At 59.1% G+C, this 26000-nt stretch carries 19 protein-coding genes; 8 read left to right on the forward strand and 11 right to left on the reverse strand.

Annotation, left to right across the window (positions count from 1 at the left end):
* Nucleotides 1-42 precede the first annotated feature (42 nt).
* Both N2599_RS26065 and N2599_RS26070 read left to right on the forward strand, forming a co-directional pair.
* Nucleotides 43-375, forward strand: a complete 333-nt coding sequence (locus tag N2599_RS26065) for a c-type cytochrome (RefSeq protein WP_244914684.1) — start codon at nucleotides 43-45, stop codon at nucleotides 373-375.
* A 357-nt stretch (nucleotides 376-732) separates the two neighbouring features.
* Nucleotides 733-2280, forward strand: a complete 1548-nt coding sequence (locus tag N2599_RS26070; RefSeq protein WP_051336730.1) for a PAS domain S-box protein — start codon at nucleotides 733-735, stop codon at nucleotides 2278-2280.
* A gap of 224 nt (nucleotides 2281-2504) precedes the next feature.
* Here N2599_RS26070 and N2599_RS26075 read toward each other — a convergent pair whose 3' ends face one another.
* A complete protein-coding gene (locus N2599_RS26075) occupies nucleotides 2505-3338 on the reverse strand; it encodes a universal stress protein (protein WP_027512184.1) in 834 nt (277 codons plus the stop codon).
* 292 nt (nucleotides 3339-3630) lie between these two features.
* Here N2599_RS26075 and N2599_RS26080 point away from each other — a divergent pair, with 292 nt between their 5' ends.
* The 3 genes from N2599_RS26080 to N2599_RS26090 all read left to right on the forward strand — a co-directional run bounded on the left by N2599_RS26080 (nucleotide 3631) and on the right by N2599_RS26090 (nucleotide 6768).
* Nucleotides 3631-5529, forward strand: a complete 1899-nt coding sequence (locus tag N2599_RS26080; RefSeq protein ID WP_084606583.1) for a heavy metal translocating P-type ATPase — start codon at nucleotides 3631-3633, stop codon at nucleotides 5527-5529.
* 498 nt (nucleotides 5530-6027) lie between these two features.
* On the forward strand, nucleotides 6028-6399 hold the full coding sequence (locus tag N2599_RS26085) for a hypothetical protein (protein WP_156915321.1): 372 nt from the start codon (nucleotides 6028-6030) through the stop codon (nucleotides 6397-6399).
* A gap of 63 nt (nucleotides 6400-6462) precedes the next feature.
* On the forward strand, nucleotides 6463-6768 hold the full coding sequence (locus tag N2599_RS26090) for a hypothetical protein (RefSeq protein WP_027512185.1): 306 nt from the start codon (nucleotides 6463-6465) through the stop codon (nucleotides 6766-6768).
* A gap of 112 nt (nucleotides 6769-6880) precedes the next feature.
* Here the strand turns inward: N2599_RS26090 and N2599_RS26095 are convergent, their stop codons facing one another.
* Nucleotides 6881-7708, reverse strand: coding sequence for a universal stress protein (locus N2599_RS26095; protein WP_027512186.1), 828 nt, complete (start codon nucleotides 7706-7708; stop codon nucleotides 6881-6883).
* Nucleotides 7709-7985: 277 nt separating this feature from the next.
* Here N2599_RS26095 and N2599_RS26100 point away from each other — a divergent pair, with 277 nt between their 5' ends.
* Nucleotides 7986-8492, forward strand: coding sequence for an Hsp20/alpha crystallin family protein (locus N2599_RS26100; protein WP_027512188.1), 507 nt, complete (start codon nucleotides 7986-7988; stop codon nucleotides 8490-8492).
* Between the two features lie 344 nt (nucleotides 8493-8836).
* Here N2599_RS26100 and N2599_RS26105 read toward each other — a convergent pair whose 3' ends face one another.
* From N2599_RS26105 to N2599_RS26145, 9 genes are all read right to left on the reverse strand, one after another.
* Nucleotides 8837-9958 (reverse strand): ABC transporter permease, encoded by a 1122-nt coding sequence (locus tag N2599_RS26105; RefSeq protein WP_027512189.1) that lies wholly within the window; start codon nucleotides 9956-9958, stop codon nucleotides 8837-8839.
* Between the two features lies 1 nt (nucleotide 9959).
* Complete coding sequence (rbbA, locus tag N2599_RS26110; protein ID WP_027512190.1) at nucleotides 9960-12674, reverse strand: ribosome-associated ATPase/putative transporter RbbA; 2715 nt, start codon at nucleotides 12672-12674, stop codon at nucleotides 9960-9962.
* Nucleotides 12671-13690, reverse strand: a complete 1020-nt coding sequence (locus N2599_RS26115; protein WP_037143017.1) for an HlyD family secretion protein — start codon at nucleotides 13688-13690, stop codon at nucleotides 12671-12673. Before N2599_RS26115 ends, rbbA begins: the two co-directional genes overlap by 4 nt.
* A 177-nt stretch (nucleotides 13691-13867) precedes the next feature.
* Nucleotides 13868-13996 carry a hypothetical protein gene (locus N2599_RS26120; RefSeq protein ID WP_260308578.1) on the reverse strand — a complete coding sequence of 43 codons (129 nt, stop codon included), beginning with the start codon at nucleotides 13994-13996 and terminating at the stop codon, nucleotides 13868-13870.
* A 25-nt stretch (nucleotides 13997-14021) separates the two neighbouring features.
* Nucleotides 14022-14393: a hypothetical protein gene (locus tag N2599_RS26125; protein WP_027512192.1), complete on the reverse strand. Its 372-nt coding sequence runs from the start codon at nucleotides 14391-14393 to the stop codon at nucleotides 14022-14024.
* Between the two features lie 69 nt (nucleotides 14394-14462).
* Nucleotides 14463-17222 (reverse strand): bifunctional acetate--CoA ligase family protein/GNAT family N-acetyltransferase, encoded by a 2760-nt coding sequence (locus N2599_RS26130; RefSeq protein ID WP_063829619.1) that lies wholly within the window; start codon nucleotides 17220-17222, stop codon nucleotides 14463-14465.
* 184 nt (nucleotides 17223-17406) lie between these two features.
* Nucleotides 17407-18954: a bifunctional aminoglycoside phosphotransferase/ATP-binding protein gene (locus N2599_RS26135; protein WP_027512193.1), complete on the reverse strand. Its 1548-nt coding sequence runs from the start codon at nucleotides 18952-18954 to the stop codon at nucleotides 17407-17409.
* 145 nt (nucleotides 18955-19099) lie between these two features.
* Nucleotides 19100-21811, reverse strand: a complete 2712-nt coding sequence (locus N2599_RS26140) for a cation-translocating P-type ATPase (protein WP_063829620.1) — start codon at nucleotides 21809-21811, stop codon at nucleotides 19100-19102.
* 173 nt (nucleotides 21812-21984) lie between these two features.
* The gene (locus N2599_RS26145; protein ID WP_027512194.1) at nucleotides 21985-22968 is read right to left on the reverse strand and encodes a zinc-dependent alcohol dehydrogenase family protein; all 984 of its coding nucleotides are present in this window, start codon (nucleotides 22966-22968) and stop codon (nucleotides 21985-21987) included.
* Between the two features lie 354 nt (nucleotides 22969-23322).
* Here N2599_RS26145 and N2599_RS26150 point away from each other — a divergent pair, with 354 nt between their 5' ends.
* Complete coding sequence (locus tag N2599_RS26150) at nucleotides 23323-24282, forward strand: helix-turn-helix domain-containing protein (RefSeq protein ID WP_027512195.1); 960 nt, start codon at nucleotides 23323-23325, stop codon at nucleotides 24280-24282.
* Nucleotides 24283-24428: 146 nt separating this feature from the next.
* The gene (gene adh, locus N2599_RS26155) at nucleotides 24429-25937 is read left to right on the forward strand and encodes an aldehyde dehydrogenase (RefSeq protein WP_027512196.1); all 1509 of its coding nucleotides are present in this window, start codon (nucleotides 24429-24431) and stop codon (nucleotides 25935-25937) included.
* The last annotated feature ends 63 nt before the right edge of the window (nucleotides 25938-26000 follow it).

Raw genomic sequence — 26000 nt, forward strand, 5'->3', positions numbered from 1 at the left:
GTCGGCATATCGTAACGTCATCCCAACCCGGAATGCGGGGACATGGAGCAGGATATCGCGATGCGAGCAGCGATCATCGCAGTCATTGCCGGAACCACTGCAACGGTTCCTGTTGTTCAGGCACAAGATATTCGGCATGGGCGTCGGCTCGCGCTTGAGGTCTGTGCAATCTGCCACGCCGTCCTCGCGGACCAAACCCGATCCCCTGTTGCCGAGGCGCCCAGCTTCGAAACCGTGGCTGTGACACCGGGAATGACAGCCATGGCACTTAACGTTTGGCTCACGGCCCAAAGTCATCCGACCATGCCGAACATAATACTGTCGCGGACCGATGTTCAGGACGTGTCAGCCTATATTCTAAGCTTAGCGGAATAGAGACTTTCCCATTTGACGGAACCGTAAGCTGAGGCGAAGCGGAACGCCGGCACCATGCAGGCGAACCGGAACAACTGCGGCGTGAGCCTCAACTATTTCTTAAAGCGGCCAGCGGCCTCATCCTCGAAAGACACCTGCAAAGCGGCCGCCGGCATTGCTGCTTGAGAATGCGAGCAAATGGGCGTGGACCGGTACCCGGGCACGGATGCTGTGCAGCGGTGACAAGTGTGATGCGTCAGCTTTTCTTGTAACACCGTGCATGCCAAGGGCTTTGTCGCCGAGCATGTTAATTATTGTCTCGATCAACAGGGAAAGCTAAGCTTCCGGCCGCACCTTAAAAATTTAGATCGGACCCAAATGGCAGACGACATCGAAGGGTCACTGGCTGGGCAGGCATCGAAGCTTCGGGCAATTTTGCAGTCGGCGCTCGATGCCATTATTACGATTGATAGCTGCGGCTCCATAACCACCGTCAACCCCGCAACCGAGAAGCTGTTCGGCTATGAGCAGTCTGAATTCCTCGGCCGTAATGTCAATTTCCTGATGCCGGAGCCTTATCATCGGGAGCACGATGGATATATCAGCAACTATCTTGCCACCGGACGCCGCAAAATCATCGGGATCGGCCGCGAGGTGACCGGGCGTCGCCGCGACGGCAGCACCTTTCCGATGCATCTGGCTGTTAGTGAATTTCAGATCGATGGTGAACGCCATTTTACCGGTATCATTCACGACCTGTCGGCGCACAAGGCGACCGAGCGGGCCTTGCGCCAAGCCCAGAAGATGGAGGCCATGGGGCAGCTTACCGGCGGAATCGCCCACGACTTCAACAATCTCTTGACGGTGATCGTCGGCAATCTGGAGATGCTCGAGGCGCGGCTAACGACGACAGACCAGCGCGAACTGGCACAAGAAGCGCTGGATGCGGCCGAACTGGGCGCTCGCCTGACCTCTCGACTTCTGGCGTTTGCCCGCCGCAGTTATCTCGAACCGGAGGTCGTCAATCTGAATTCCTTCGTTCTGGGCCTTTCGGAAATGCTTCACCGCACGCTTGGTGAGACGATCTTGCTCAGCACGAGTCTCGCCGCTGACCTTTGGCTCGCCAGGGTGGACCCATCGCAAGTCGAAAGTGCCATCGTCAATCTTGCCGTCAACGCAAGAGATGCCATGCCCAATGGCGGGCGGCTCGTGGTCGAAACTCAAAACGCCCGTATCGACGAGCATTCCGCGATTGTCCTTGAGGGCCTCTCTCCTGGTGATTATGTCCGGCTGTCTGTCTCCGACACAGGCATCGGCATGCCTCGCGCCGTACAGGATAGAGCCTTCGAGCCGTTTTTCACGACCAAGGAAACGGGCCGCGGCACCGGTCTCGGTCTCTCGATGATCTATGGCTTTGCCAAACAATCAGGTGGCCATGCCAGCATCTATAGCGAGGAAGGCAAGGGAACGACCGTCAACATCTATCTGCTGAGGCACGTGACGGCAGACGCGGCAATTGAGGCAAATTCTCCCGATGTCACCGCCATATCTGGCGACGGCGAATGCATTCTTGCCGTGGAGGACGATGACCGCGTTCGGCGTCTAACTGTTGCCCGTCTAAAGCAGCTTGGTTACCGCGTGCTTGAAGCGGAGAACGGGGCGGAAGCGCTTGGTAGATTGGCGTCTGATCCCAACATCGACCTATTGTTTACGGACCTGGTGATGCCCGGCTCGATAAGCGGCTACCAGCTCTGTCAGGAAGCCCGGAGACTTTATCCCGGACTGAAGGCGTTGCTCACTTCAGGTTACGCAGAGGAACTGGTCCAGTCCGACCGGCTCGGCGGAGAGAATTTGAAAGTATTGCGCAAGCCCTACCGCCAGACCGACCTCGCCAAGGCAATTGGCGAAGCACTGAAAGACGACTAAACGAGCTTAAGTGCGAGCGGCTCATCTTAAGTTCGTTGATGCCCATCTGCGTTGCGCCGTTGTGCAGGCCGCTATTTCCAATTCGTCGCGGCTTGTTTGCACCGCGGGGTAGAAAATGCGAACGCTTGTTCCGTGCCCAGCTTTCATTCCGGTCGCGCGTGCGCTGTTGCCATGCGCGTGCTTGCCGCCGCTGAAGGGTGGTGGGGCATCGAAACAGTGTCTAATCAATGTGACATGAGGACAGGCAAAAGAGGCTCTTCCAAGACGCCGTCTGTGGCTCCGCCGAGGACAAAGTCGCGCAGCCTCGAGTGTCCGAATCCTCCCATCACCAGCATATCAGCACCCAGCTCGAGCGCGGTCCGCTGAATGCTTGCGCCAATCGAAGACGAGGCAAACCGGGCAACGGATGCGCCCGCATTGACCCCGCTCGAGACCAAGATTTCAGCGAGGTGCGCTCCACTTGTTTCCGGCAGCGGCTTTTCGCCGGTCAAAGACAATACCGACACCCGTCGGGCTTTGCGAATGAAGGGGCCTGCATCGCTGACTGCCCGGGCAGCGGCCCGGCTTCCGTCCCAGGCTATGACCAGATGGTCAATCGGGCCTGCGAAGGTCTTGTTGGGAAAGATGACGGCTGGTCGGCCAGAGCCGAATATCACCGCTTCGGCAATGCTGCGCGTATCTGGAACCTCGGAGTTACATTCAAGAATAGTCAGATCGAAAAAACGCGCTTCTGTTGCTGCCGTTTCGTGCAGCAAGGGCAAGTTGGCTTTTACTTCTCTCGTAGAGAGATCAACATTTTCGTTTGCTCCGAGGTTCGTAGCGGCTGCCATCAGCGTAGCTGCGCGGTCGCGGCTTGACATCTCTGCCTGCTCGATCATCTTTGGAGTATCCAACAGCAAGGAAGACCATGCGTTGGGGATGCGCGGAATCTCGATCCTTATCGCACATACGTGGAGATTTGCGTCGCACGACTTAGCAAAGGTTACAGCGTTCGAAACGATCAGTCCGGAACTTGAATCGGGATACGTCGCCAGCGGAAGAAAATACTGCGCAGTCATCTCTTGCTCCTATCGCGGACTTGCCGCGTTTCTAATTCACTTTCTCTTTTCGGAGCTGCTCCGGCATTGATGTAGCGCAAATGCGTACCCCAAAAAAGCGCTCATTCATTCGAAATTCAAAGCTTCTTCATCTGACAGACGATCAGCATGGTAATTAAGTGCCCGATGCGGCGATGGGCTGTTGAGACAGATCAATGCGGCGCCTGATGAAGCAGGTTTGATCAAGCGTCGATCAAGGCCTAATAAGCGACGCCGCGCTTTCGCGCACAAGCCACGGCGGCGGAAGCGGATCATGATCCTGAACGCAGCGACCGGACCGATAGCCTTTCTCTCTAAAGCCCGCGGCATGTGGCTGCCGCTAATTGCGGCCTTCGGGCTTTTGGCGGGGCTGATCTTTACGCTGCTGAAAGACCCGGCCAATGCCCGGCTTGTATGGACGATCGCCACCCTGCCGGTCCTCGGCGCGCTGCTGTGGCAGACGTTCCGGTCTCTCCATCGCGGCGATTTCGGGCTGGACATCCTAGCAGCACTATCGATGGCATTCGCCCTCTCATTCGGTGAACCCCTTGCCGCCAATGTCATCGCTCTGATGTATGGCGGTGGCCAGATGCTGGAAGCATACGCATCCCGGCGCGCCGCCCGCGAGATGACGGCATTGCTGGGCCGGGTTGCCCAGACTGCCTTTCGATACGAGGACGGCTATCTGCACGAGGTCCCGATTGCCGAAATCAAGTCCGGCGACCACCTTATGGTGCGCCAAGGCGAGGTTTTGCCCGTCGATGGAATCGTCGTCAGAGATCATGCTCTTCTCGATGAGTCTGCATTAACCGGCGAAGCCCTCCCCCGAAAACATGGTATCGACGAGGAAGTGCTAAGCGGCAGTACCTCGGTGGGGGGCGTCTTTGACATCAGGGCTATTCGCCCGGCTTCCGAAAGCACCTATGCCGCGATCATCCGTCTTGTCGAGGCTGCACAGAACAGCAAAGCGCCGATGGCTCGCCTTGCAGATCGCTACGGGTTGGTGTTCCTCGCCGTGAGCGTGTCTTTGGCTCTGGCGGCGTGGTTCCTTTCCAACGATTCACGCCGGGCGCTTGCGGTTCTCGTCATAGCGACACCCTGTCCGCTGATCCTGGCTGTTCCCGTCGCCATCATGTCGGGTATTTCCCGCTGCGCTGCCATCGGATGCCTCGTGAAGGATGGCGGAGTCCTGGAAGCTTTGAGCCGCGTGCGCGTCGCCATCCTGGACAAGACGGGTACACTCACCCACGGTGCGGCGGTCATTACCTCTATAAAAAATGTCGAGTGTATCAACGAGAACGAGTTGCTTCGTCTCGCCGCATCGCTCGATCAGGCATCTGGTCACGTCATGGCTGCAGCGCTCATTGCGGCCGCGCGTGATCGCGGCCTGAATCTTGTGCCGCCAGCCGATGTCACGGAGTCTCCTGGCGCAGGGATCGAAGGAACTGTCGGCCGGCATCGCGTGACCGTCGGCGGCAGCGGTTTCGTGGAGCGCCGGGTGTTGAAGGGAAGCCCACGCGCATTCCTGTCCGGACGTCGTGCGGGCGAGGCGGTCGTGGCGGTTGCAGTCGATGGCGTGGCGGCGGGCGTGATCGTTATGGCCGATCCTGTACGACTGGAAGCAATGACCGTGCTTCGAAAACTGCGCAATGCGGGGATCGTAAGAATAATTCTGGCTTCGGGAGACAGGCTGGAAGTCGCAAGGTATGTCGGCGAAGCGCTTGGCATCGAAGAGATTCTTGGTGAGCAAAGCCCCGCTTCAAAGGTCGAATGCGTTAATTCCGCCCGGCGCTTCGGCCCGGTGATGATGGTTGGCGACGGCATCAATGATGCCCCAGCGCTTGCCGCCGCCGACGTCGGTGTCGCGCTGGGCGCGCGGGGAGCGGCCGCATCCTCGGAGGCCGCTGGTGTTGTTTTGCTCGTGGACCGTCTCGAACCTCTGGCTGACGCGTTGATCGTCGCCCGGAGGACGGTCGTTATTGCGCGCCAGAGCGTTATCGTGGGGCTTGGGCTTTCGATCGCCGGGATGATTGCTGCCGCCTGGGGATTTCTTCTGCCTCTGCAGGGTGCGTTGCTGCAGGAAGCAATCGATGTCGCTGTGATCCTCAACGCCTTGCGAGCGCTACGACCTACAGGATCGAAAGCTGGATACGGTCATGACCTGCCCGCCTGAAAAGGAGGCCCGCAATGATCATCACTGAGATGAAATGGCGGGAATGCCTAGATTTCCAGTTCGGCCACAGGCTTGGCAGGGTGGTATGCGCGAAGGACGACTGGGCATATGTCGTCCCGATATTATGCCTTCACCAAAAAACTGGTTTTGCGGGTTCTCACTCTCCGCCAGAAGGTGGAGTGGATGCGGGATAACCCGCACGTCTGCGTCGAGGTCGATGAATTCCAGGATCATCGCTGCTGGGAGAGCGTCATTGCGGGAGGTATCTATCAGGAGTTACCGAAGACCGAAGAGTGGCGCGAGGAGCGAATGCGCGCATGGGTGACCCTCCAACACCATCCCGGGAACCTAAAGCCCCACCAGTGTCGTGTTCTTTGAGTGATCGTGCAGGAACTTACGGCAAGAAAAGCCATTGGTGACGAATGGAAGCCGGACGAGGTGGCATGACTGCCGGAGTGTCTTTGCCCCGCATGACTCGTGTCTGGTTGATCCGGATCAATGTCGGCCGAGTGGAATTCTGTAGAGTGGGCGAGTGACTTCACGAAGGATCAGACGATGCTCAGAGCCAGACGCGACAGCCTGGGAGGCGAGCCAGGCAAGGCAATTCCTTCTCTTGGCGAAATCGAAGGGCGAATGATGATTCTCGAACTAGTCGCCGTAACGGCGCTCACGCGTCTTCTTCGCCTTCATGATGCCCAAGAACGATCGGCCCTGATGGAAGCGATACGGCATGCCGTCGACCGCAAATGCAGTGATGCCAAACTGTGCAGCCCCGATATCTCGTCGGCCGAGAAATATGCGGAAGAATTACTGAAAAGCGCGCAGGAGCAGGCCGACGATCTCGATGCCATTCGCGATTCTTCAGGATGAAATAAGGAGAAACCTGCACTACAGGCTCAGGGCACCATGACAACGAAGCAAAGGAGCGCATCAATGACCATTGATCCAGGTTGCTCGCGGACTGGCGAGGCATTACTTGCCGGAGCAGGATGTCCGATCCCGCACCACTCCGACTGCGACCTCGCGCTCGACAGGATAACAGTCGATCAATGGGAAATTTCAATCCGCTCGCCCCGCGCCGACGCCTGGGTTCGTAAGGAACTCTGCGAGCCGTTCGGTCATTGTCTCGGCGGAAGCATCATCGTCGACGTTTTGAGCGCGGACCGATTTATCAAACGTGCACGGGCTCAGGGTCTTCGCATTGAGTTCGTGGGGCTTGGCGGCAAAGATCTCCTTTAGGAAGTCTCAGCCGCTGTCAGCAGACTGAGCAACTGACAGTGAAGTCGGGGGCCTCTCCTATCGGCCATGTTGGTTCTGTTTTGACTGCCAATTCATAGCGCCGGTCTGAGCTCTAATGGCATAGGAGGACCGGTACCTCGAGGCCGTTAAGCAACGATCGTGTAACGCCTCCCAGAATAAGTTCGCGCAATCTCGAGTGTCCGAAACCTCCAGCAATCAGCAACTCTGCTCGCGCTTCAGCTGCAGCGGACTGAATTGTGCCGGCTACTGGAGCTCCCTGTGATTGCGCATTGGCGATCTCGACAGCAAGACCGGCGTCGCGAACAAGCGCCGCAAAGCGATCGCGAAGGTCGGCGTCTATCGCCTTGTCGTCCGTGACCGAGATGAGTACAGCCTTCGAGGCCTTGTCCAAAAACACGCGGGCTCCGGTCAGCGCCCGCGCCAAAGTCGCGCTGCCATCCCATGCAATTGCGACTGTATCGATTCGGCCGCAACAATTGTCCGCCGGGAACAACAGCAGTGGTCTCCCGCTCTCGAATAGAATGCGCTCGATCACGGAACTGGCTATTGGCGAGGTTTCCATGATCGAGAGGTCGTAGACACGCGAGATCTCCGCAATTCTGTCGCCGACGAGCGGCTGCGTAGCCTCAAATGATGAGATCGTCACTGCCAGGTCGGCTTTACCGGCATAATCGCGCACGGTTTCGATCAGCGTCGCAGCGCAATCCCGGCTGGAGCGCTCTGCGTCAGCGGTCATTTTATCGACATCGACATGTACTATCGGCGGAAATGGCGGGGACACCTTCGGTATCTTGACCTTGAACACGCTGACATGAAGCCGCGCTTCCTGGTGCCGTGCAAAATCGATTGCGTTCTGGATCAGGGCAAAAGAGCTGGGGTCGGGATAGGTAAGCAAAGGCAGGTGGAATTGAGCTTTCATGACGTATCTCCTCATCTCGGCTGCAAGGTGGAATGCTCGTCCGAATGGTTCATGCCTGCGTTGATCTTGCGCAAACGGCGTTGCCGAAGATCAAGATTGCCCCGTCCATCAAGCGCATCCTGTTGCCAGGCACGAAATTTGGAAAGGCATGCGGCGCGATTGATGCTGATCAATGTGCCGTCAGGTGGTTGGTTTATGAAGAGCTTGCGTCTCACGAAGACGAGAAAATGGCCGCCGATGAGCAATTTGCGGTCACCGTAACGATGAGGAGAAAGCCATGGCCAATATGGCAACCAAGCTCCCTGCGAGCACGGAAAAGAACATCACACCCACGACACCAAGATGGTCGCCCTTTGAAAGTCTCAGATGGGAGATCGATCGGGTTTTCAATGAGTTCAATCCGGGGTTCTTCGATCGGACATTATTTGCCCGCCTGCCAGCCGCCTACAGCCGCGAAGTTCCCGCTGTCGATTTCGCCGAAACGGACAAGGCCTATGAGCTCACCGCTGAGTTGCCGGGTGTCGAAGCAAAAGAGCTGGATGTGACGCTGACGAACGGCATTCTGACCATCAAAGGCGAGAAGCAGGAAAGCAAAGAGCAGACGGAAAAGGAATACTGCCTGTCCGAGCGCCGCTACGGCTCCTTCCAGCGCAGCCTCCAGCTGCCCGATGGTGTCGATGCCGACAGGATCGACGCGTCGTTTGCGAACGGCATCCTGAAGGTCGTCCTTCCGAAGACGCCAGCGCAGCAGAACGGCCAGAAAATCTCGATCAAGGCAGCTTGAATGCGCTGGGGCGCATCTGCCGGTTCAGCCTCGATGAGACTGAATATTGGGGGCCGGCAGGCAAAGGGAGGGGGAAACACCCCTCCCTTTCAGCTGACACGTAAGGTGGCTTTTCAACCAGCGCCCCTGGAACTGATCGCGTGCTTGTTCCCACGACGCTCTGTTAGGGTACCATCCCCAATAAGTGCTTTCGGCAGGTGCTGAAAAAATGTCCGCCAGAGCAGCCTGTCGGCGAACGGCGCCCGAGGTCCATGGGCATCACGCGTCTCAGTTGATGGCACTTTTCAGCTTCCATGGAAACGACTGGCGCCAAGGACGCAAACAGCGGTTTTGGTGGCCATGACTTATCGGGCATCTGCAAGGGTCCGGCGGAACCGGATGAGTGCGATTGCAAAGAAGGCAGAGCCGATGATCGTGAGAGCCAAAATCTGTGGCCAGACGGCGCCAAGCCCTGCCCCGCGATAGAGGATCGCCTGCGACAGGGCCACGAAATGCGAAGATGGCGAAAGCTGCATGACATATTGCAGCCAGCGCGGCATGCTGTCCATCGGCGTCGTGCTGCCGGAAAGCAGGTTCATGACGATGAGGACGGGCATTGAAATGAGTCCGAACTGCGCCATCGAACTCGAGGCCGTTGCGATCAGAATGCCGAGCGATGTTACCGAGAACTGATAAAGCACGGCGCAAAAAACAAACAGACCGATCGAACCGGCGATCGGCACGGCGAGAAGGCGCTCCACGACGATGAGCAGCGAGAGGACCGATGCCACCACGATCACGAGACCATTCGCCACGATCTTCGACAGCATGATTTCGCCTGACGTGACCGGCATGACGAGCAGGTGTTCGATCGTGCCGTGTTCGCGTTCCCGGATAAGCGCCGCACCCGTCAGGATCACCGATAGCATCGTGACATTGTTGATCACCTGCATGACCGCCGCGAACCAGGTCGACATCAGGTTGGGATTAAACCGGGCGGAGACGACCAGATTGATGGGTTGGGGCGCAACAGCATTGGGCAGCGCTGCGGCGACCTCCTGCATGATGATGCTCTGGATATAGGACGCGCCGTTGCCCGCCTGGGACATGGCGGTTGCATCGATGTCCAATCGCAGTGAAGGCCGCCGTCCTTCGATGGCGTCCTCCTCGAATTTGGGCGGAACTTCCAGAATGAAGACAAAGCGTCCGGCATCCATGCCATCGTCGATCTCAGCTGCGTCGATCAGCACGGGTTCCCTGAAGAAGGGCTTCAAGAGCGCGTCGCGCAGGCGCATCGACAGCATCGAGCGATCTTCATCCACTACCGCCACGGACGCATTCTCCACCTCGAACTTGGCCCCTGTCGAAACCGTATAGACGGCGATGGTGAACGTATAGATGATCAATACCATCATCACCGGATCGGCCTTCAGGCTGTAAAGCTCCTTAATGGCGAGGCGGAATATCCGGTTCAGCCGATCCCACATGTCAGGCCCCGCGCTTTCTCAGAGCCGCGAGCGCTGCGGCGACAAAAACCAGGCCAAAGGCGGCGAGTACGACCAGATTGAACCAGAGTTCGGCAAAGCCCAATCCCTTTGTGATCACGCCCACGCTTATCGGCTGATACCAGGCAGCCGGGAACAACAGCCCCATGAGGCGTCCCCCGCCTGACAGCGACGACACGGGAACCAGCAGACCGGAGAAATTAACGGCCGGAATCATGGTGATGATCGCCGTTGCAAAGATTGCTGCCACCTGACTGCGTACGAAACTGGAAACGAGCAGGCCGAAGCCGGTCGTTGCCAGCACGTAAAGTACCGATCCCGCAACAAGCAGCGGCAACGAGCCTTTGATCGGCACGCCGAATACAAAGCGCGTCATGGCGGCGAGCATCAGAAAGCTCAAGAACGCAATTGCGGCATAAGGCAGTTGTTTGCCCAACAGGAATTCGATCCGCGTCACGGGGGTCGCCTGGAAGTTGGCGATTGAGCCGGTTTCCTTTTCCTTGACGATACCAAGCGCCGCCATGATCGCCGGGATCAGCACCAGCATCAGCACGATGACGCTCGGCACGATCGCGTTTGCGCTCTTGAAAGCCTGATTGTACCGAAACCGGCTTTCTACGCTGACCGGATAAGGCGAAGCGCTGCGGCCTGAATGCCGTGCCTTTGCGTCAGACAGGTAAGCCTGGATGAGCCCCGTGATATAGCTGCGTGCGGTTTCCGCCCGGAAGGGCATCGCACCGTCGAGCCAGACCGAAACTTCGGGTTGTGTCTGCCGCATCAGGTTTCGGCCGAAATCAGGCGGGATCTCGATTGCCACCGTTAACTCGCCGTCTTTCAGGCGAGCTTCCAGTTCCGTGGCCGAACCGATCGCTGCATGCTCATCAAAATAACGGGAACCTTGCAGGTTCTCCACAAGCTGACGGCTTTCCGCCGACTGGTCCTGGTCGTAGACAGCGAAGGGTAAATGCTCGACATCGAATGAAATGCCGTAGCCGAAGGTGAGAAGCAATATGACCGGTCCGAGGAGCGCGAAAACAAGGCGTGCGTGGTCGCGAAGAATTTCCAGGGTTTCGCGCCGTGCATAGGCAAGGAGGCGGCGCGGATCAAAGAGCCGCGGAGGCGGGGCGCTTTCCCCGAGAACTTCGCCGATTTCGCGAGAGGCGCCGGCACCCATACCAGCCTCGGTCAATACGTCGATGAAGGTCTGTTCGAGAGACGTCGAGCCTCGTTCAGCGCAAAGTTCGCGAGGCGCACCGATCGCCAGCACTTTGCCTTCGTGCATCAACGAGATGCGGTCGCATCGCTCCGCCTCGTTCATGAAATGCGTCGATAGAAAGATGGTCACGCCATCACGTCGCGAAAGGGTGATCAAAGAGCGCCAGAAAGCATCGCGGGCCACGGGGTCAACGCCGGAAGTCGGCTCGTCGAGGATCAGAATCTCCGGCCGATGGATGACGGCCGCCGCCAGCTGCAGGCGCTGGCGGATGCCGAGCGGCAAGTCTTGCGGTTGCTGATCGGCCACCTCCTTGAGGTCGTAGGTTGAGAGCATTTCGGCAAGACGCGGTTCGATCTCCTGAGCCGGCAGCCCAAAGAGGCGGGCATGCAGCAAAAGGTTCTGGCGAACGGTCAGCTCGCCGTAAAGGGAGAAGGCCTGAGACATGTAACCGACGCGTTTGCGCGTCTCGATATCGCCTGCCTCGAGCACCTGCCCGAAGAGCCTTGCTGAGCCTTCGCTTGCCGGAAGCAGCCCGGTCAGCATCTTCATCGTCGTGCTCTTGCCGCTGCCGTTCGAGCCGAGAAAGCCGAAGATCTCGCCCTTCGAGATGCGGAAGCTGACATGATTAACGGCCACGAAATCTCCGAAGCGGCAAGTCAACCCCTCCGCTTCGATCGCAGGTGGGCCATCGACACCGCGCCACGGGACGATCACGATCTCTGCATTCTTCGCTGCCTTCGAACCAGGCATCAGGGTCGTAAAGGCGGCTTCGAGCGTCTTTCGGCTGGCGCGGTTCATGATGTCGGCGGGACTGCCCGTCGCGATGAGCCGTCCGCCGTGCAAGGCCGACAACCAGTCGAATCGTGCGGCTTCCTCCATATAGGCAGTTGCCACGATGACGCTCATGTTTGGGCGGCGTTGCCGGATGCGATCGATCAGCTCCCAGAACTGGCGGCGCGAGAGCGGATCGATACCCGTGGTCGGCTCATCAAGGATCAGCAGATCGGGATCGTGCAGGAGCGACGCGCAGATGCCGAGCTTCTGCTTCATGCCGCCGGACAGCTTGCCGGCCAGGCGATCGCGAAACGGCAGCAGACCGGTCATCCGCAGGAGTTCGTCCATCCGGCTTCTGCGCTGGCGCCCGTCCTGCCCAAAAAGGCGGCCGAAGAAGTCGAGGTTCTCCGCAACGCTCAAGGTCGGATAGAGATTACGGCCGAGGCCCTGGGGCATATAGGCGATTCGGCCGCAAACGGCGCGTCGATGGCTAGCGCGCGCCATGTCGCCGCCGAGAACCTCGATTTGTCCTTGCTGGATCTTGGTGACACCGGCCGCCAGTCCAAGGAGGGTTGATTTGCCGACGCCATCAGGACCGATGAGACCGGCCATGCAGCCAGCGGGAATTGCAAGTTCGACATCGTCGAGCGCGGTGATCTTGCCGTAGCGGTGCGTCACCGAACCCAAGCATACGGCTGGTTCGCTCATTGCGGCAGCTTCACTTGCAGGTTGGCTGGCCAGCTTGCAGTGGGATCGGTTCTGACATAGCCGATGCCGCGTACGCCGGTTTTCACGCGCGTCTCATATTCCTTCAGCAGATCCGGTGCGATCTTCAGCTTGACGCGGAACATCAGCTTCTCGCGCTCGTCCTCGGTTTCGACCGTCTTGGGCGTGAATTGCGCCTCTGAGGCGACGAAGGAGACGGTCGCCGGCACCACATACTGCGGTGCCGGGTCAAGAATAATGCGGGCCTCGTCGCCGATTGCCAGCCGGCCGGCGGCGCGTGCGGGCAGGAAAATCATCATCGAGACGTCTGAAAGATCGAGTAAGGTTGCAACCGGGGCGCCGGCAGCCACGACCTCGCCGGTCTGCACGAGCTTGTATTCAACACGTCCGCGGCACGGGGCCTTCAACACGGCATCATCGAGCAGCGATTGAATGCGGGCAGCTTCGGCGCGCGCGGCTTCCGTTGCCGCCTGCGCCTCGTCTTGGCTTGCACGCGCTGCACGGTTTGCTGCTTCCGCGACATGCAACTGGCTGCGCCGCAAATCCAGTTGCTGCATGGTCCCGCTACCCGTCTTGCTCATCGCCAGCGCGCGTTCGAGCTCCTGGCGGGCGAGAGTGAGTTCACTTTCGCGCTGTGCGATCGAGGCCGCCGCCTCTATTTCGCTGGTCTCGGATCGCCGGATCTGAGCCCTGGCACCAGCCAGCTGTGCGTCGAGATCGGCCGTATCGATCCGCGCGATGGGCGCACCGGCGTCGACGATCTCTCCCTCGTTGACGAGAACCTGCGCGAGGCGGCCCGCAAACTTGGCGGAAATCAAAACCTGCTGTGCCTCAATCCGTCCATTGGACATCGATATGTTCGGAAAAAGACGCTGGCCGGTCACCTTGTTCCAGAGGTCCTCGAAGCTGACCAGCATCGCGTCACTGTCGCCGGCGAGCGTCGTATTCGGGGCAAACGTTACGGCAGTTGCAAGCAGGATGCCAAGATATCGTCTCATCAGACCAGCCTTCGATCAGCGTTCCGGCGGCGTGCGCCCTGTCGTCTTCTATTGGCCGTGGCGACGGTCATCCTTGATATAAGTCATCCTCGGAGAGAGGTGGTTCATCCGGCAGGCCACCATCACGTGGTCCTCGCCCGTTGGCAGAATGGGTTGCCGCCGAAACGACCTCGAGGCTTATGTGGATGAGGTTGTGGCAACGGCCTTGCCTCGACGGAAGATCAGGATTTGCTGCGGAAGATTGTCGTGGACTTCAATGCCGCCGGCCAGGCTGCCGATGAAGTACTTCTTCACGAGAAGATGCACGACCTGATCTTCACGGCTGCAGAAGTCATGGAGCAACCGAACTGGCGGCGATGTCGTCGATCGTTCGCAAAGCCTCGCCGTGTGCGATTGTCGCGGTCTCATTTGCAGTCTTTGCCGCAACGGCAAAGATGCGGCTGGTTTCGCGTGCATAGTCCGTGATCATTTGTGCTGAGAAATCATTGATAAGGTCCGATGCGTCACGCATCGCCTGAGGGTTCGCAAGGGCGCTGGCGAATGTGACGTCCTTGCCAACGCGATCGAGCCAGAACGAGAGGCCCTCGATCTGATACCGAAGCGCCGCGCCAGCAAACTCCGCCTGAAACTTCGTGCCTGCCAAAATGGCAGCGCCGAATGGGCTGAATTGCAAGAATGGAAGTGACATCTGCAGGCTGGTCATGTGTGCGGCCTCCGCGGTTATTCAGATGATTGAGCTACGCCATTTCTTCGTCTTCGTCCTTGATCTCGCTCAAGGCGGATTAGGAAATGACCGTCGCAGTTTATGGCCTCCCGTGTTTGCATCACGCTTGTTCCGCCCCCCTGCCGCATTTGGATCGGAAAGCCTGATGCGGACCTGTTTGAGGCTTGCATCGCCGGATGAGGTCACGACCTCAAAGCCGAGCTTGCGGCACAGCCCGAGCATCTTTTCGTTGCTGCGCAGGACGGCACCACGAACCTCCGCCAGACCTTCTGCACGCGCAAACGTCAGAAGCTGTTGCAGGAGCGCCGTGCCCAAGCCGATGCGCTGTTGGTCGCTCCTGACCAGCACGCCATATTCGCCCCACTCCCTCCCCGCGTCGATCACGAGACGAGAAACGCCTACAAGCTGCCCCACCGGATTGATCGCCACGAAGGCCATCTCCCGCTCATAGTCGATATGCGTCATGCGGACGATTGCCGCCTCGGAAAGCCTGGTCTGCCCAAAAAACCGCATCCGCAAATCGTCTGCCGTTGTCTGCTCCAGCAACCCCGCATATAGCTCGGCGTCCAAGGGAAGGATCGGTCGCAAGGAGAAGCATTGCCCCCTCAAGGTGACGTCGCTGCTCCACCCGGCCGGATATGGCCTGATCACCAGGTTCCGATTCGGCGCTGGTTCCCGCAATCTGGATGGATCGATCTCGATGCGGGCGTCGAGGGCGATGATTGTTCGAGATCCGGCGACCAGCGGATTGATATCAACAGCACGAACGAACGGAAAATCGACCGCCATCTGCGACAGCGCGAGAAGCACTTTTTTGATGGCGTCACGATCTGCGGCCGGAATGTGACGAAAGCCTTGCAACAGCCGGTCGATGCGGGTGGCTTTGATCAGATCGTCTGCTAGGCCGTCATCAAGAGGCGGTAGGCCCATGGCGACGTCGTCGGTCTGCTCGACCGCAATCCCTCCAGCCCCGAACACGATGGCTGGCCCAAATACGGCATCAGCCGAAAGTCCCGCCAGAAGTTCGAACCCATTGTCGACCTTGACCATGGGCTGGAGGACATATCCGTCGATCTGGTCGGCAAAACCTGCCGTCGTTGCCGCTGCTTTCATTTTACGTGCGGCCCGGCGCACCTCGGCCGTGCTTGTGAGATTCAAGGCGACGCCACCAATGTCCGATTTATGGGTAATTTTCCGCGACAGGATCTTCAAGACGATGGCTGGATGGTGCCGCAACATTCTCGTCGCAAGGGTGTCGACGGCCGCGATCGTTCCAGCAACGAGATATTCGGGAACTGGAATCCCGTAAGCCCCAAGCACGCCTTTTGCTTCGATCTCCGTCAGCATCGCCCTCCCCTCGCTCGCCGCTTCCTCAAAAATGCCGAAAGCTGCATTTCGATCGAAGCTGCTCTCTTTGGTGGTCGAACCCGCAATATGCGTGAGCTGCTCCTTGCGCCGGCCCCACTGGGCGAGAATATGAAGGGCGGCTATCGCGTCGTCGGGCATTTCATGGTCGGAGATGCCAGCACCGCGCAGAATCTGGCGGCCGTCCCTGGCCGCCTTCCCGCCCAGGAAGCAGGTGAGCAGCGGCTTGCCGGCCACGGTGCCCTCCTGCACTATGCCTGCAACCGCCAGAGCGGTCACAGCCGGCGGCGCAGCCTGTACCGGGCAATGCAAGGCAAGAACGGCATCCACCCCGGTATCGGCGGCGATCGTCCTGACTGCTGCAGCGTAGCGGTCGGGTGTTGCATCGCCCGCGACATCGACGGGATTGTTCCTCGACCATCCGCCCGGGAGGAGCCGGTCGAGGTCGGCTACCGTTTCTGCCGTCAACGATGCAAGCACTTCGCCCTTGTCAAGAAGGCTGTCGACGGCAAGCACGCCGGCGCCGCCGCCGTTGGTGACGATGGCGATACGCGTAGGAGAGAGCGGCGGGAAGCGCGCGGTGATCTCGGCAGCGGCAAACAGTTCCGAAAGCGTCATGACCCGAATGATGCCGGCCCTTTTCAGGACCGCATCAAGAATGCGGTTGTTGCTGGCGAGCGCGCCGGTGTGGGTCGCCGCCGCCGCAGCAGCAGCCTTATGGCGGCCCGGGACGATGGCGATCAACGGCTTCAGGCGCCCCGCCGCACGCGCGGCCGAGATGAATTTCCTCGGATTAACGATGGATTCCAGATAGATGATGATTGCAGACGTCTCGTGATCGGTCGCCAGGAGATCAATCGCATCGCCAATATCGACGTCGATCATATCGCCAAGCGAGATGACCTGTGAAAACCCAATATCGTGATCGCCTGCCCAATCAAGAAGAGAACTTACGATAGCGCCGGATTGGGATAGCAGCCCAATGTTGCCGCGGCTGGCACCTGTGAGCACGAAGCTTGCATTGAGATTTGCCGTCGGCAGGATCAAGCCAACGACGTTTGGCCCGAAGAGCCTCAAGCCGTAAGGCTTGCTCGCCTCAAGAGCGGCTTGCCTGAGGCCGTTCTTGTCAGACAGTCCTGCCGTGACAAGAACCGCGATCTTGGTTCCCTTCTCTCCCAACTCGCGAAGAAGCGACGGTATCGTCGGGGCCGGTGTCGCAACAATTGCGATGTCCGGCGCGGCAGGCAATGCAGAGACGCTTGGATAGCAGCTTTGCTCAAGAATTCGCGCGTGTTTCGGGTTGACCGGCCAGATGTCTCCGGCAAATCCTCCACGCAACACATTATCCAGAATCTTTGACCCGATCGCGTCTGGCCGCGTGGAGGCGCCGATAATGGCAATCGATCGAGGATGAAGCAGCGGCGCAAGGTTCTTGATCGACATTCATCGCCCTTTCACTGTTAGCGGCAGGCGACTATTGGCTCGCGAGTGTTCATGGCCCCGCGAGTCACGCCGGAACGCACAGGATCGACCTTAGCGATGCGGTAGCGGCTAGCGTTGATCCGCATCAAACGTGGACGTCACATTTGCCGCGTTGCGGCGGCTTGAGAAGGATCGGCCGGAAATTTCAAGTCGTTGCCGTAGCGAGCTCATCGGACATCGATCCCGCGAGGATCTCGTCGCAGATGAGATCAATGTTTTTGGAGGCATCGATCTTGCGCCAGGCGAGCCCATCAACCCGGCGTGAAAGCTGCATCATAAGGACCTCGAGCCTCGCATCCGAAGGACCACCTTGGCGGTCCTCCACGCGTTTCCATAACATGGCAGGTTCAGCATTGAGCCAGAACCCGCTGAACCGGATGTTCCGCCGGCACGCTGGCGTCTCGATCGCAGCCCGATGTTTTGCATCGTCGAAGACAGCGTCAGCGACGACGCATCCGCCATCGGAAAGAATGGCGTCCGTCCGCAGGACCATTTCCATATATACGCGTTCAGACACCTCTCGGCGGTAGGCCGCCTTCGGAAGGCGTGTTTCCGCCGGAACGCCGTGCATGGCTTTGCGCAGGCGGTCGCTTTCGACAATGCGCGCGCCCGGCGCTGTGCCGATGTGGGGAGCAAGGCGTTCCGCCACCGTTGTCTTGCCGGAGCCGCTCAATCCGCCGAGCGCAATCAGCCGTGGAGGTCTTGCTACGAGCAGCTCTTGCGCCAACTCGAAATAAGATCGGGCTTCGGCGCGCAACGCTTCGATGTTCGCCTTTGCAGTTTCAGCCTGCGTTGCCGTCACGTGGGCACGCACGGCAGCACGCACTGCCAGGAAAAAAGGCAAGAGGGTAAAGCCATCCTCATTGTCGGACTCGTCGAAATAGCGGTTCGCAACCAGATTGGCATGCTGACGATGGCCTCGATGCCAGAGGTCCATGAGCAGGAAGGCAAGGTCGTAAAGGACGTCAACCGTGGCGATTGCATCGTTGAATTCGATGCAATCAAACAGGCGCGGCTCGCCGTCAAGAAGGCAAATATTGCGCAGATGCAGATCGCCGTGGCAGCGCCTTATCTTTCCCGCTGCACTTCGCGCCCGCAGCCGATCCGCATGCCGTTCAAGCGCGCATCGCAAAAGCTGGTCAAAGGCAACAACCTCATGTTCGGTAAATAGGGTGCTGGTGGCAAATCCCGCCCTGTTGACGCTCAGGACCGCCTCCATCTCGGCCACACCATCCTTGCCTTGCGTGACAATCGCATCTTGATGGTAGCGTACGATCATTCGCGCTGTCGACGTCATCAGATCGTCGGTCAGCTTGTCGGCTGCCGCAAGCCTGTCGAATAAGAGATCCTGGTCGAAGCGGATCATCTCGACGACGGCGTCAATGCACGTGCCGTCTTTTGCGAAACAGACGGCGCCGTCTTTGTCCCTTGAGAGGGTCTTGACGCCGAGATAAAGGCCGGGGGCCGTCAGTCTGTTCAGCTCCACTTCCTTTTGACAGGCATTCAAACGCAGGGGTGCGGTCGAGAAATCGACATAAGGGAGCTTCACCGCTTTCTTCATTTTGTAGGCGCGCTGACCCGCCAGAAAAATCCGCGAGATATGCGTTTCGATCACATCAACCGCCACGCTGAGACCGTACGATTTCGGATCGCTTAGGAAGGCTATCGCCTCCTGCTGATCGTCGAGACCCATTGCTATCTCCGTTTTAAGCCGTTCATCCGGATGGCGTAGCCACTTAACAGCGGCGAAGAGCTTTGAAGTCCGCTGAAGAATATCAAAGCATGCCCGAATGTATCCGCATTGATGAAGATCAACGCTGCCATGCCCCGTTGTCCCGTCAGGGTTGCTCATTCAGCTCCGTCTTGAGATGCGCGCCGAGGGCCGGTTGTCGAGCGCTCAACGAAAGCCAGAGCTGCCCTGCAACGAGCGGTAGCAGGCTGGAGCCGATGGCAAGCGCCCAGCCTTCCATTCCTATGGAGGCAATTTCCAGGGTTTCCGACAGTAACGGCACGTTGATCCCTGCAAACAGCAGCGCAAGGCAAAGTGCGGTGGCATACCAGACAAAGCGGTTTTGGGTTACCGAGTTATACCAAAAACCACTCCCGCTCTCCCGCATGTTGAAAGTGTGCCACAGCTGGGCAAGCGCGATGGTGACGAAGGAAACCGTCGTCGCCTGTTCGGCTGCCAGGCCAAGCCAACGTATCGACGAAATCAATGCCAAAAGCGTGGCGCCCGAAATTGCCGCTCCATAGATCGCGACAGAGAGCCATTGCGCCTTCGTGAGGATTGCCTCGTTCGGTTGGCGCGGCGGCCGGACGAGGACGTCGTCTTCGCCTTCGCCGGCGGCAAGCGCAAAGGCCGGAAAGACATCCGTGACAAAGTTCAGGAATAGAATTTGTAGTGGCAGCAGCGCCAGTGGCAGTCCCGTGAAGACGGCAATACCCACAACGAGCACCTCTGCAAGATTGCAGGAGAGCAGGTATGCGGAGAACCTGCGGATATTGGCGAAGATGATCCGTCCCTCGCGAACGGCATGCACGATGGTTGAAAAGGCGTCGTCGAGCAAGACCATGTCCGCAGCCTCTCGGGCCACATCTGTTCCACGTTGCCCCATGGCGACACCGATGTCCGCCTTGCTGAGAGCCGGCGCATCATTGACCCCGTCTCCCGTCATGGCGACCACTTCGCCTTCGCGCTGAAAGGCACCGATCAACTGGAGCTTTTGCTCCGGGCTCACGCGCGCGAAGATCTGCCTGTGAATGATCTCCTGACGCTCCGCCTCGGACGCGTCATGCAGCCGGGACATCTCTGCGCCAGTCATCACGAACGCGCCAGGCTCCGTTAGGCCAATCGCTTGCGAAATTCCGAGGGCGGTACTTGGGTGATCGCCGGTTGCCATGACGACGCGGATTCCTGCACGTCGCAAAGCGGCGATCGTTTCCGGTATATCGCCCCGCGGTGGATCGCGAAAAGCGACGAGGCCGTAGAATACCAATCCGTCTGGAACCGGTTGATCCTGGCTCGAACGTGGATGAACGGCGACCGCCAGGACCCTCAGCCCTCTTGCCGCAAGTTCTTCACCACGACGCAGCCAAACCGCTCGCTCCGCCGCATCAAGCGTGTCCATCTTGATGCCGATCCGGTCTGCAGCTGCCAACACTTCTTCAGGAGCACCTTTTACGGCGGCAAAGTGATTGTCACCAGATCTGTGTATGGTTGCCATGCGCCTGGTTGCCGTGTCGAAGGGATGTTCGGCCACTTCCGGGAACGTCACGATCTGTTCCTTGCGGTCAAGACCCGCGAAGCTTCCAGCGCGCAGGAGAGCGACCTCCATCGGATCACCGGTGCCGGAATAGGCATGGCGGTCATATTCCGCGTTTGAACACAGAACACCGATCAGCAGTGCCTGCATGAGTTCTGGATCAGCCGAGGGATCGACAATGTTGCCATCCTTCAGGATGGAGGCCAGGTCGTGATCAATCGAAAAATCACCTGAAGGCGTGAGAATTTGCTCAACCTCCATGCGATTTTCGGTAAGTGTGCCGGTCTTGTCGGTCATGATGACGGTCGTCGAACCGAGCGTCTCTACGGCAGCCAGGTTTTCGACCAGTGCGTTGTGCCGTGCCATACGCAGCATGCCGCGTGCCAGTGTCAGCGTCGCCACGACCGGCAGACCCTCGGGGATAGCGGCTACGGCAAGTGCAATCGCCGTTTCAACCATCAAGAAGACCGGCCTTCCCGACGAGAGCCCGGCTACAGAAATAGCCGCGGCGAGGGCCAAGGTAATCCATATGAGCTGCCGCGATAGAAGCGCAAGCTGGCGTTCAAGGGGAGTGTCTCCGCCGCTGGCCTCGTCAACCAATTCAGTAATGCGGCCAAGTTCTGTGGCAAGACCGGTACCCGTTACGATGCCCTCGCCACCTCCGCTAACGATATGTGTGCCTTTAAAGAGCATGGCGTCGCGCTCGTGTAATCCGGCAAGGGCTGAGTTCGGCTCGATCCCCTTGCCGACCGGCACGGATTCACCGGTCAAAGCCGACTCGTCGATTCTTAACGCGGCGGAACTCGAGCAACGCATATCGGCTGCAATCACGTCGCCCGCGTCAAGCAGCACAACATCCCCGGGAACCAGTTTCTGCGCCGCAATTTGCTGCGCATGGCCCGCTCGACGCACGCGCGCGCTGCGTTTTCCAAGACGCCTTAAGGCCTCCAGAGAGCGCACCGCCCTTCGCTCGGTGAAATAGCCGATTGCCGAATTGATTAACAGCACGGCAGCTATTGCCACAGCCTGCTGGTACTCGCCGAATGCAAGCGAAAGCGCAGTAGCCGCGGCGAGCAACAGCATGACAGGACTCGCGAACTGTCGCAGTAACAAGCGAACATCCGACAGACGCCTCTTCGTCGTGAGGGCATTTGCGCCGAACTGCTGCAGCCGATGCTCGGCGTCGTGCTCGTCAAGCCCACGGGCCGGATCAACGCCGAGTGCGACGGCGACTTCCGAGACAGTCATTGAATGGGCGTTGCGGGTGGGCGATACGGCCGAGTCCAAATCAGTTCTCCCTCGAGTGTCTTTCCGGTTGCTCTTCCTTTCTGACGCGGGAGGACGATGATGCGCCAGTCGTCCGGCTGTTCTCTCAGCACCTAGCGCAAATATCTATCCTTCGCCGGCTTTCGCTTTGATGAAGGTCAAATTCAACAAGCCTCGCGAGCATGGTTTCGCCGTCACGGAACGATGACGGCCGCGCCGCTAAACCGGCCGGCGCGAAGGTCCGCAAGAGCCTCGTTTGCCCGTTCGAGTGGATACGTGACCGTATACGTGCGCACAGTCGCCTCGCGGGCGATCGGAAAGAACTGCGTCGCGTCTTCACGGGTAAGATTTGCGACGGAAACAAGCTCCCGCTCTCCCCACAGCAGGGTATAAGGCATGGCCGGGATGTCGCTCATATGAATGCCGCCGCAAACGACGCGGCCACCCTTGCGGACCGCCTTGAGAGCGGCCGGGACGAGCCCGCCGACCGGCGCAAAGATGATCGCCGCATCCAGCAACACCGGCGGCCTGTCATCCGAGCTTCCTGCCCATGCGGCTCCGAGACTTATGGCGAAACGTTGCGCTTCATCGTCCCCGCGGCGCGTAAAGGCATAGACTTCACGGCCTTGCCACACGCATACCTGGGCAATGATATGGGCTGCCGCTCCAAAGCCGTAGAGCCCGATCCTCCTGCCGTGACCGGCCTTCTTCAGGCAGCGCCAGCCGATGAGCCCGGCGCAGAGCAAAGGTGCAAGCGAAACCGGATCATCTTCCGGGTCAAGGTCAAAGGCATAGGACGCGTCGGCCACGACATCGGTGGCAAAGCCGCCATCGCGCGTATAGCCGGTAAACTCCGGCCGGTCGCAGAGGTTTTCAGCCTTCGACCGGCAATAGGGGCATGTGCCGCAGCTGTGGCCCAGCCATGGCACGCCGACACGGCTTCCTATTCTCGTGGCCGCCACGCCGTCACCGACGGCATCGACGATCCCGACGATCTCATGGCCCGGCACGAGCGGCAGCTTCGGGTTGGCGAGGTCGCCGTCGATCACATGCAGGTCCGTGCGGCAAATGGCGCAGGCCTCCACCTTCAGCCTGAGTTCGCCCCGACCCGGCAATGGATCCGGCCGTTCGACGAGAACCAGAGGCTTTCCGATGGCCTGAAGCGTCATCGCTTTCATGGATATATCCTCCTGGACCCCGGCGCTTCAATGGTGGCAGAGGTTTCCACCGAGCCCTATTATAAAGCGTCACCATGGCTTGGCGGCTTAATCGGGAACGAGTGTACACTCCTACACATATTCACAGTAAATCCGATCGACTTTGACCGGAATCAAAGTTGATTGATCCCGCGTCTTGTTCACTGCTTCCCGGAAACATCGATTTGCGAGGAAGCCGTGGCTTCGGCGGCATCTCGCAACTGTCGCAATCTTGCGACAGTTTGGATTGGCCGTTCGGAAGTCATCGCAATTTAGCAGAATTGCAAAAGACGCGCATTTAGGTCAGTTTACTCTCGTGTTCCGTGGGAGGAGCCGATGCACCAATATTCCGCGCATGCGGATCACGTCTATACGTGCGCGCAGCAGAATTCCGCTGCAGCAAGTTCTCCAATCGTGGCTTCCTGGCGGCGCTGCATGACCATGCATCAGCTTGCCCCGGAAGACAAACGCACGCCTGTGCGGCTGACTGATTTGGAATTCCAGCTTGCACGCGAGCAATCGGATCAATTGATCAAGGACGCGACGGACGAACTCGACCGGCTTTTCTCGACGGTCGGGAGGGCCGGTTGCTGCCTGCTGCTGACGGATCGCAATGGCATCGCGCTGGAGCGGCGCGGCTCTGCCGGTGACGACAAGGAGTTTGGCGATCTCGGCCTCTGGACCGGATCTGTCTGGACTGAAGCAAGCATTGGCACAAACGGCATCGGCACGGCGCTTGCAGACGAGCGTGCCGTCGCAATTTTCCGCGACCAGCATTTCTTCTGCTCCAATATCCGTCTCAGTTGCACGACTGCGCCGATCCGCGACCATCGCGGTCAACTGGCTGCCGCGCTCGATATTTCCACTTGCCGTGACGACGTCAATGAAATGACGCTGTCGATCCTGTCACAGGCGGTCCGCGACGCTGCTACCCGCATCGAACTCAATATCTTCCGCAGTGCCTTTGCCGGTGCACGCTTCCTGATGGTGCCATCGGGCGCGAATTCTGCAGCGGCATTGCTAGCGGTCGACAAGCATGATCTTGTGCTCGGCGCGACGCGCGCGGCCCGGCTGGCGCTCAAGCTGGATGACCGGCGGATCGCCGCAGGTGTTCCAGCGGCCGATGCGCTTCATGAAAGCGGTGCGGCTACCGGCGACGTTCTCTTGGAAGCAGAACGTGCAGCCCTGTTGCGTGCGCTGACCCGGACCAACGGCAATGTTTCGCAGGCCGCGATCAGTCTTGGCATGAGCCGCGCCACACTTCATCGGAAGATGAAGAGGCTCAACCTTCACTGAGCCTTCCCTCCAAAGAGTAATCCTGTCGCAGCGTTGCGACACTGTGCACTGCAGCAATGCGCCGGGAGCCTGTTGCAATCGATAAAACACGCGCAGACTCCTTCCATCGGTTCGCTCCTGAACCTGGCTCATCTTGGGAGGATGACATGCTGCATCAAAAGATCGTTGAATCACCATTCAAGCTGAAATACGGCAACTATATTGGCGGCGAATGGCGCGAGCCCATCGGCGGCAGGTATTTCGACAACGTCACGCCGGTCACGGGCGGCAAGCTCTGCGAAATCCCGCGCTCCGACGAAAAGGATATCAATGCGGCGCTGGATGCCGCCCACGCTGCTAAGGGTCAATGGGCTAGAACTTCGGCTACCGAACGCTCAAACATTCTGATGAAGATCGCGCAGCGCATGGAGGACAAGCTCGAGTTGCTTGCCCAGGCGGAAACGTGGGACAACGGCAAGCCGATCCGCGAAACGATGGCTGCCGACATCCCGCTTGCCGTGGATCACTTCCGTTATTTTGCCGCCTGCATCCGCGCGCAGGAAGGCTCGATCGGCGAGGTCGATCACGATACCATCGCTTATCATTTCCATGAGCCGCTTGGCGTCGTCGGCCAGATCATCCCGTGGAATTTCCCGATCCTGATGGCCGCCTGGAAGCTCGCTCCGGCGCTTGCCGCAGGCAATTGCGTCGTGATCAAGCCGGCCGAACAAACGCCCGCCTCGCTTCTCGTCTGGGCCGAACTCGTCGGCGATCTGCTGCCGCCAGGAGTGCTCAACATCGTCAATGGTTTTGGCCTGGAGGCCGGAAAGCCGCTCGCCACCAGCCCGCGCATCGCCAAGATCGCCTTCACCGGCGAGACCTCGACCGGCCGGCTGATCATGCAATATGCCAGCCAGAACCTCATTCCGGTCACGCTCGAACTCGGCGGCAAGTCGCCGAACATCTTCTTTGCCGACGTCATGGCCGATGATGACGATTTCCTCGACAAGGCGCTCGAAGGCTTTGCGATGTTCGCCCTGAACCAGGGCGAGGTCTGCACCTGCCCGAGCCGCGCCCTCATTCAGGAATCGATCTACGACCGCTTCATGGAAAAGGCGCTCAAGCGCGTCGAAGCGATCAAACAGGGCAATCCACTCGACAGTGCAACGATGATCGGTGCACAGGCCTCGGCGGAGCAACTCGAAAAGATCCTTGCGTATCTCGATATCGGCAAGCAGGAAGGCGCCGAGGTGTTGACTGGCGGCACCCAAAACGATCTCGGCGGCGAGTTGGCCAATGGCTTTTATGTCAAGCCGACGATCTTCAAGGGTCACAACAAGATGCGCGTCTTCCAGGAGGAGATTTTCGGCCCTGTGGTATCTGTCACGACCTTCAAGGACGAGGAGGAAGCGCTGGAGATCGCCAACGACACACTCTACGGCCTCGGTGCAGGAGTCTGGACGCGTGACGGAAACCGCGCCTACCGCTTCGGCCGCGAAATCCAGGCCGGCCGCGTCTGGACGAATTGCTACCACGCCTATCCGGCGCATGCGGCATTCGGCGGCTACAAGCAGTCCGGCATCGGCCGCGAGACGCACAAGATGATGCTCGACCACTACCAGCAGACCAAGAACATGCTGGTGAGCTACAGCCCGAAGGCACTCGGCTTCTTTTGAGAACCGGATTGATCACAAATGGCTACCTTCTCCCCTTTCGGGGAGGAGGCTTTTGGCTTGGAG

The organism is Rhizobium sullae (assembly GCF_025200715.1).
GTDB classification, from domain to species: domain Bacteria; phylum Pseudomonadota; class Alphaproteobacteria; order Rhizobiales; family Rhizobiaceae; genus Rhizobium; species Rhizobium sullae.

What these genes read in the sequence shown, in the direction of transcription:
- N2599_RS26095 (WP_027512186.1), bottom strand. Translation starts at nt 7,708, where the DNA reads ATGAAAGCTCAATTCCACCTGCCTTTGCTTACCTATCCCGACCCCAGC.
- N2599_RS26125 (WP_027512192.1), bottom strand. Translation starts at nt 14,393, where the DNA reads ATGACCAGCCTGCAGATGTCACTTCCATTCTTGCAATTCAGCCCATTC.
- adh (WP_027512196.1), top strand. Translation starts at nt 24,429, where the DNA reads ATGCTGCATCAAAAGATCGTTGAATCACCATTCAAGCTGAAATACGGC.
- rbbA (WP_027512190.1), bottom strand. Translation starts at nt 12,674, where the DNA reads ATGAGCGAACCAGCCGTATGCTTGGGTTCGGTGACGCACCGCTACGGC.
- N2599_RS26085 (WP_156915321.1), top strand. Translation starts at nt 6,028, where the DNA reads ATGTCGGCCGAGTGGAATTCTGTAGAGTGGGCGAGTGACTTCACGAAG.
- N2599_RS26100 (WP_027512188.1), top strand. Translation starts at nt 7,986, where the DNA reads ATGGCCAATATGGCAACCAAGCTCCCTGCGAGCACGGAAAAGAACATC.
- N2599_RS26105 (WP_027512189.1), bottom strand. Translation starts at nt 9,958, where the DNA reads ATGTGGGATCGGCTGAACCGGATATTCCGCCTCGCCATTAAGGAGCTT.
- N2599_RS26145 (WP_027512194.1), bottom strand. Translation starts at nt 22,968, where the DNA reads ATGAAAGCGATGACGCTTCAGGCCATCGGAAAGCCTCTGGTTCTCGTC.
- N2599_RS26090 (WP_027512185.1), top strand. Translation starts at nt 6,463, where the DNA reads ATGACCATTGATCCAGGTTGCTCGCGGACTGGCGAGGCATTACTTGCC.
- N2599_RS26115 (WP_037143017.1), bottom strand. Translation starts at nt 13,690, where the DNA reads ATGAGACGATATCTTGGCATCCTGCTTGCAACTGCCGTAACGTTTGCC.
- N2599_RS26075 (WP_027512184.1), bottom strand. Translation starts at nt 3,338, where the DNA reads ATGACTGCGCAGTATTTTCTTCCGCTGGCGACGTATCCCGATTCAAGT.
- N2599_RS26070 (WP_051336730.1), top strand. Translation starts at nt 733, where the DNA reads ATGGCAGACGACATCGAAGGGTCACTGGCTGGGCAGGCATCGAAGCTT.
- N2599_RS26130 (WP_063829619.1), bottom strand. Translation starts at nt 17,222, where the DNA reads ATGTCGATCAAGAACCTTGCGCCGCTGCTTCATCCTCGATCGATTGCC.
- N2599_RS26065 (WP_244914684.1), top strand. Translation starts at nt 43, where the DNA reads ATGGAGCAGGATATCGCGATGCGAGCAGCGATCATCGCAGTCATTGCC.
- N2599_RS26080 (WP_084606583.1), top strand. Translation starts at nt 3,631, where the DNA reads ATGATCCTGAACGCAGCGACCGGACCGATAGCCTTTCTCTCTAAAGCC.
- N2599_RS26135 (WP_027512193.1), bottom strand. Translation starts at nt 18,954, where the DNA reads ATGGGTCTCGACGATCAGCAGGAGGCGATAGCCTTCCTAAGCGATCCG.
- N2599_RS26150 (WP_027512195.1), top strand. Translation starts at nt 23,323, where the DNA reads ATGCACCAATATTCCGCGCATGCGGATCACGTCTATACGTGCGCGCAG.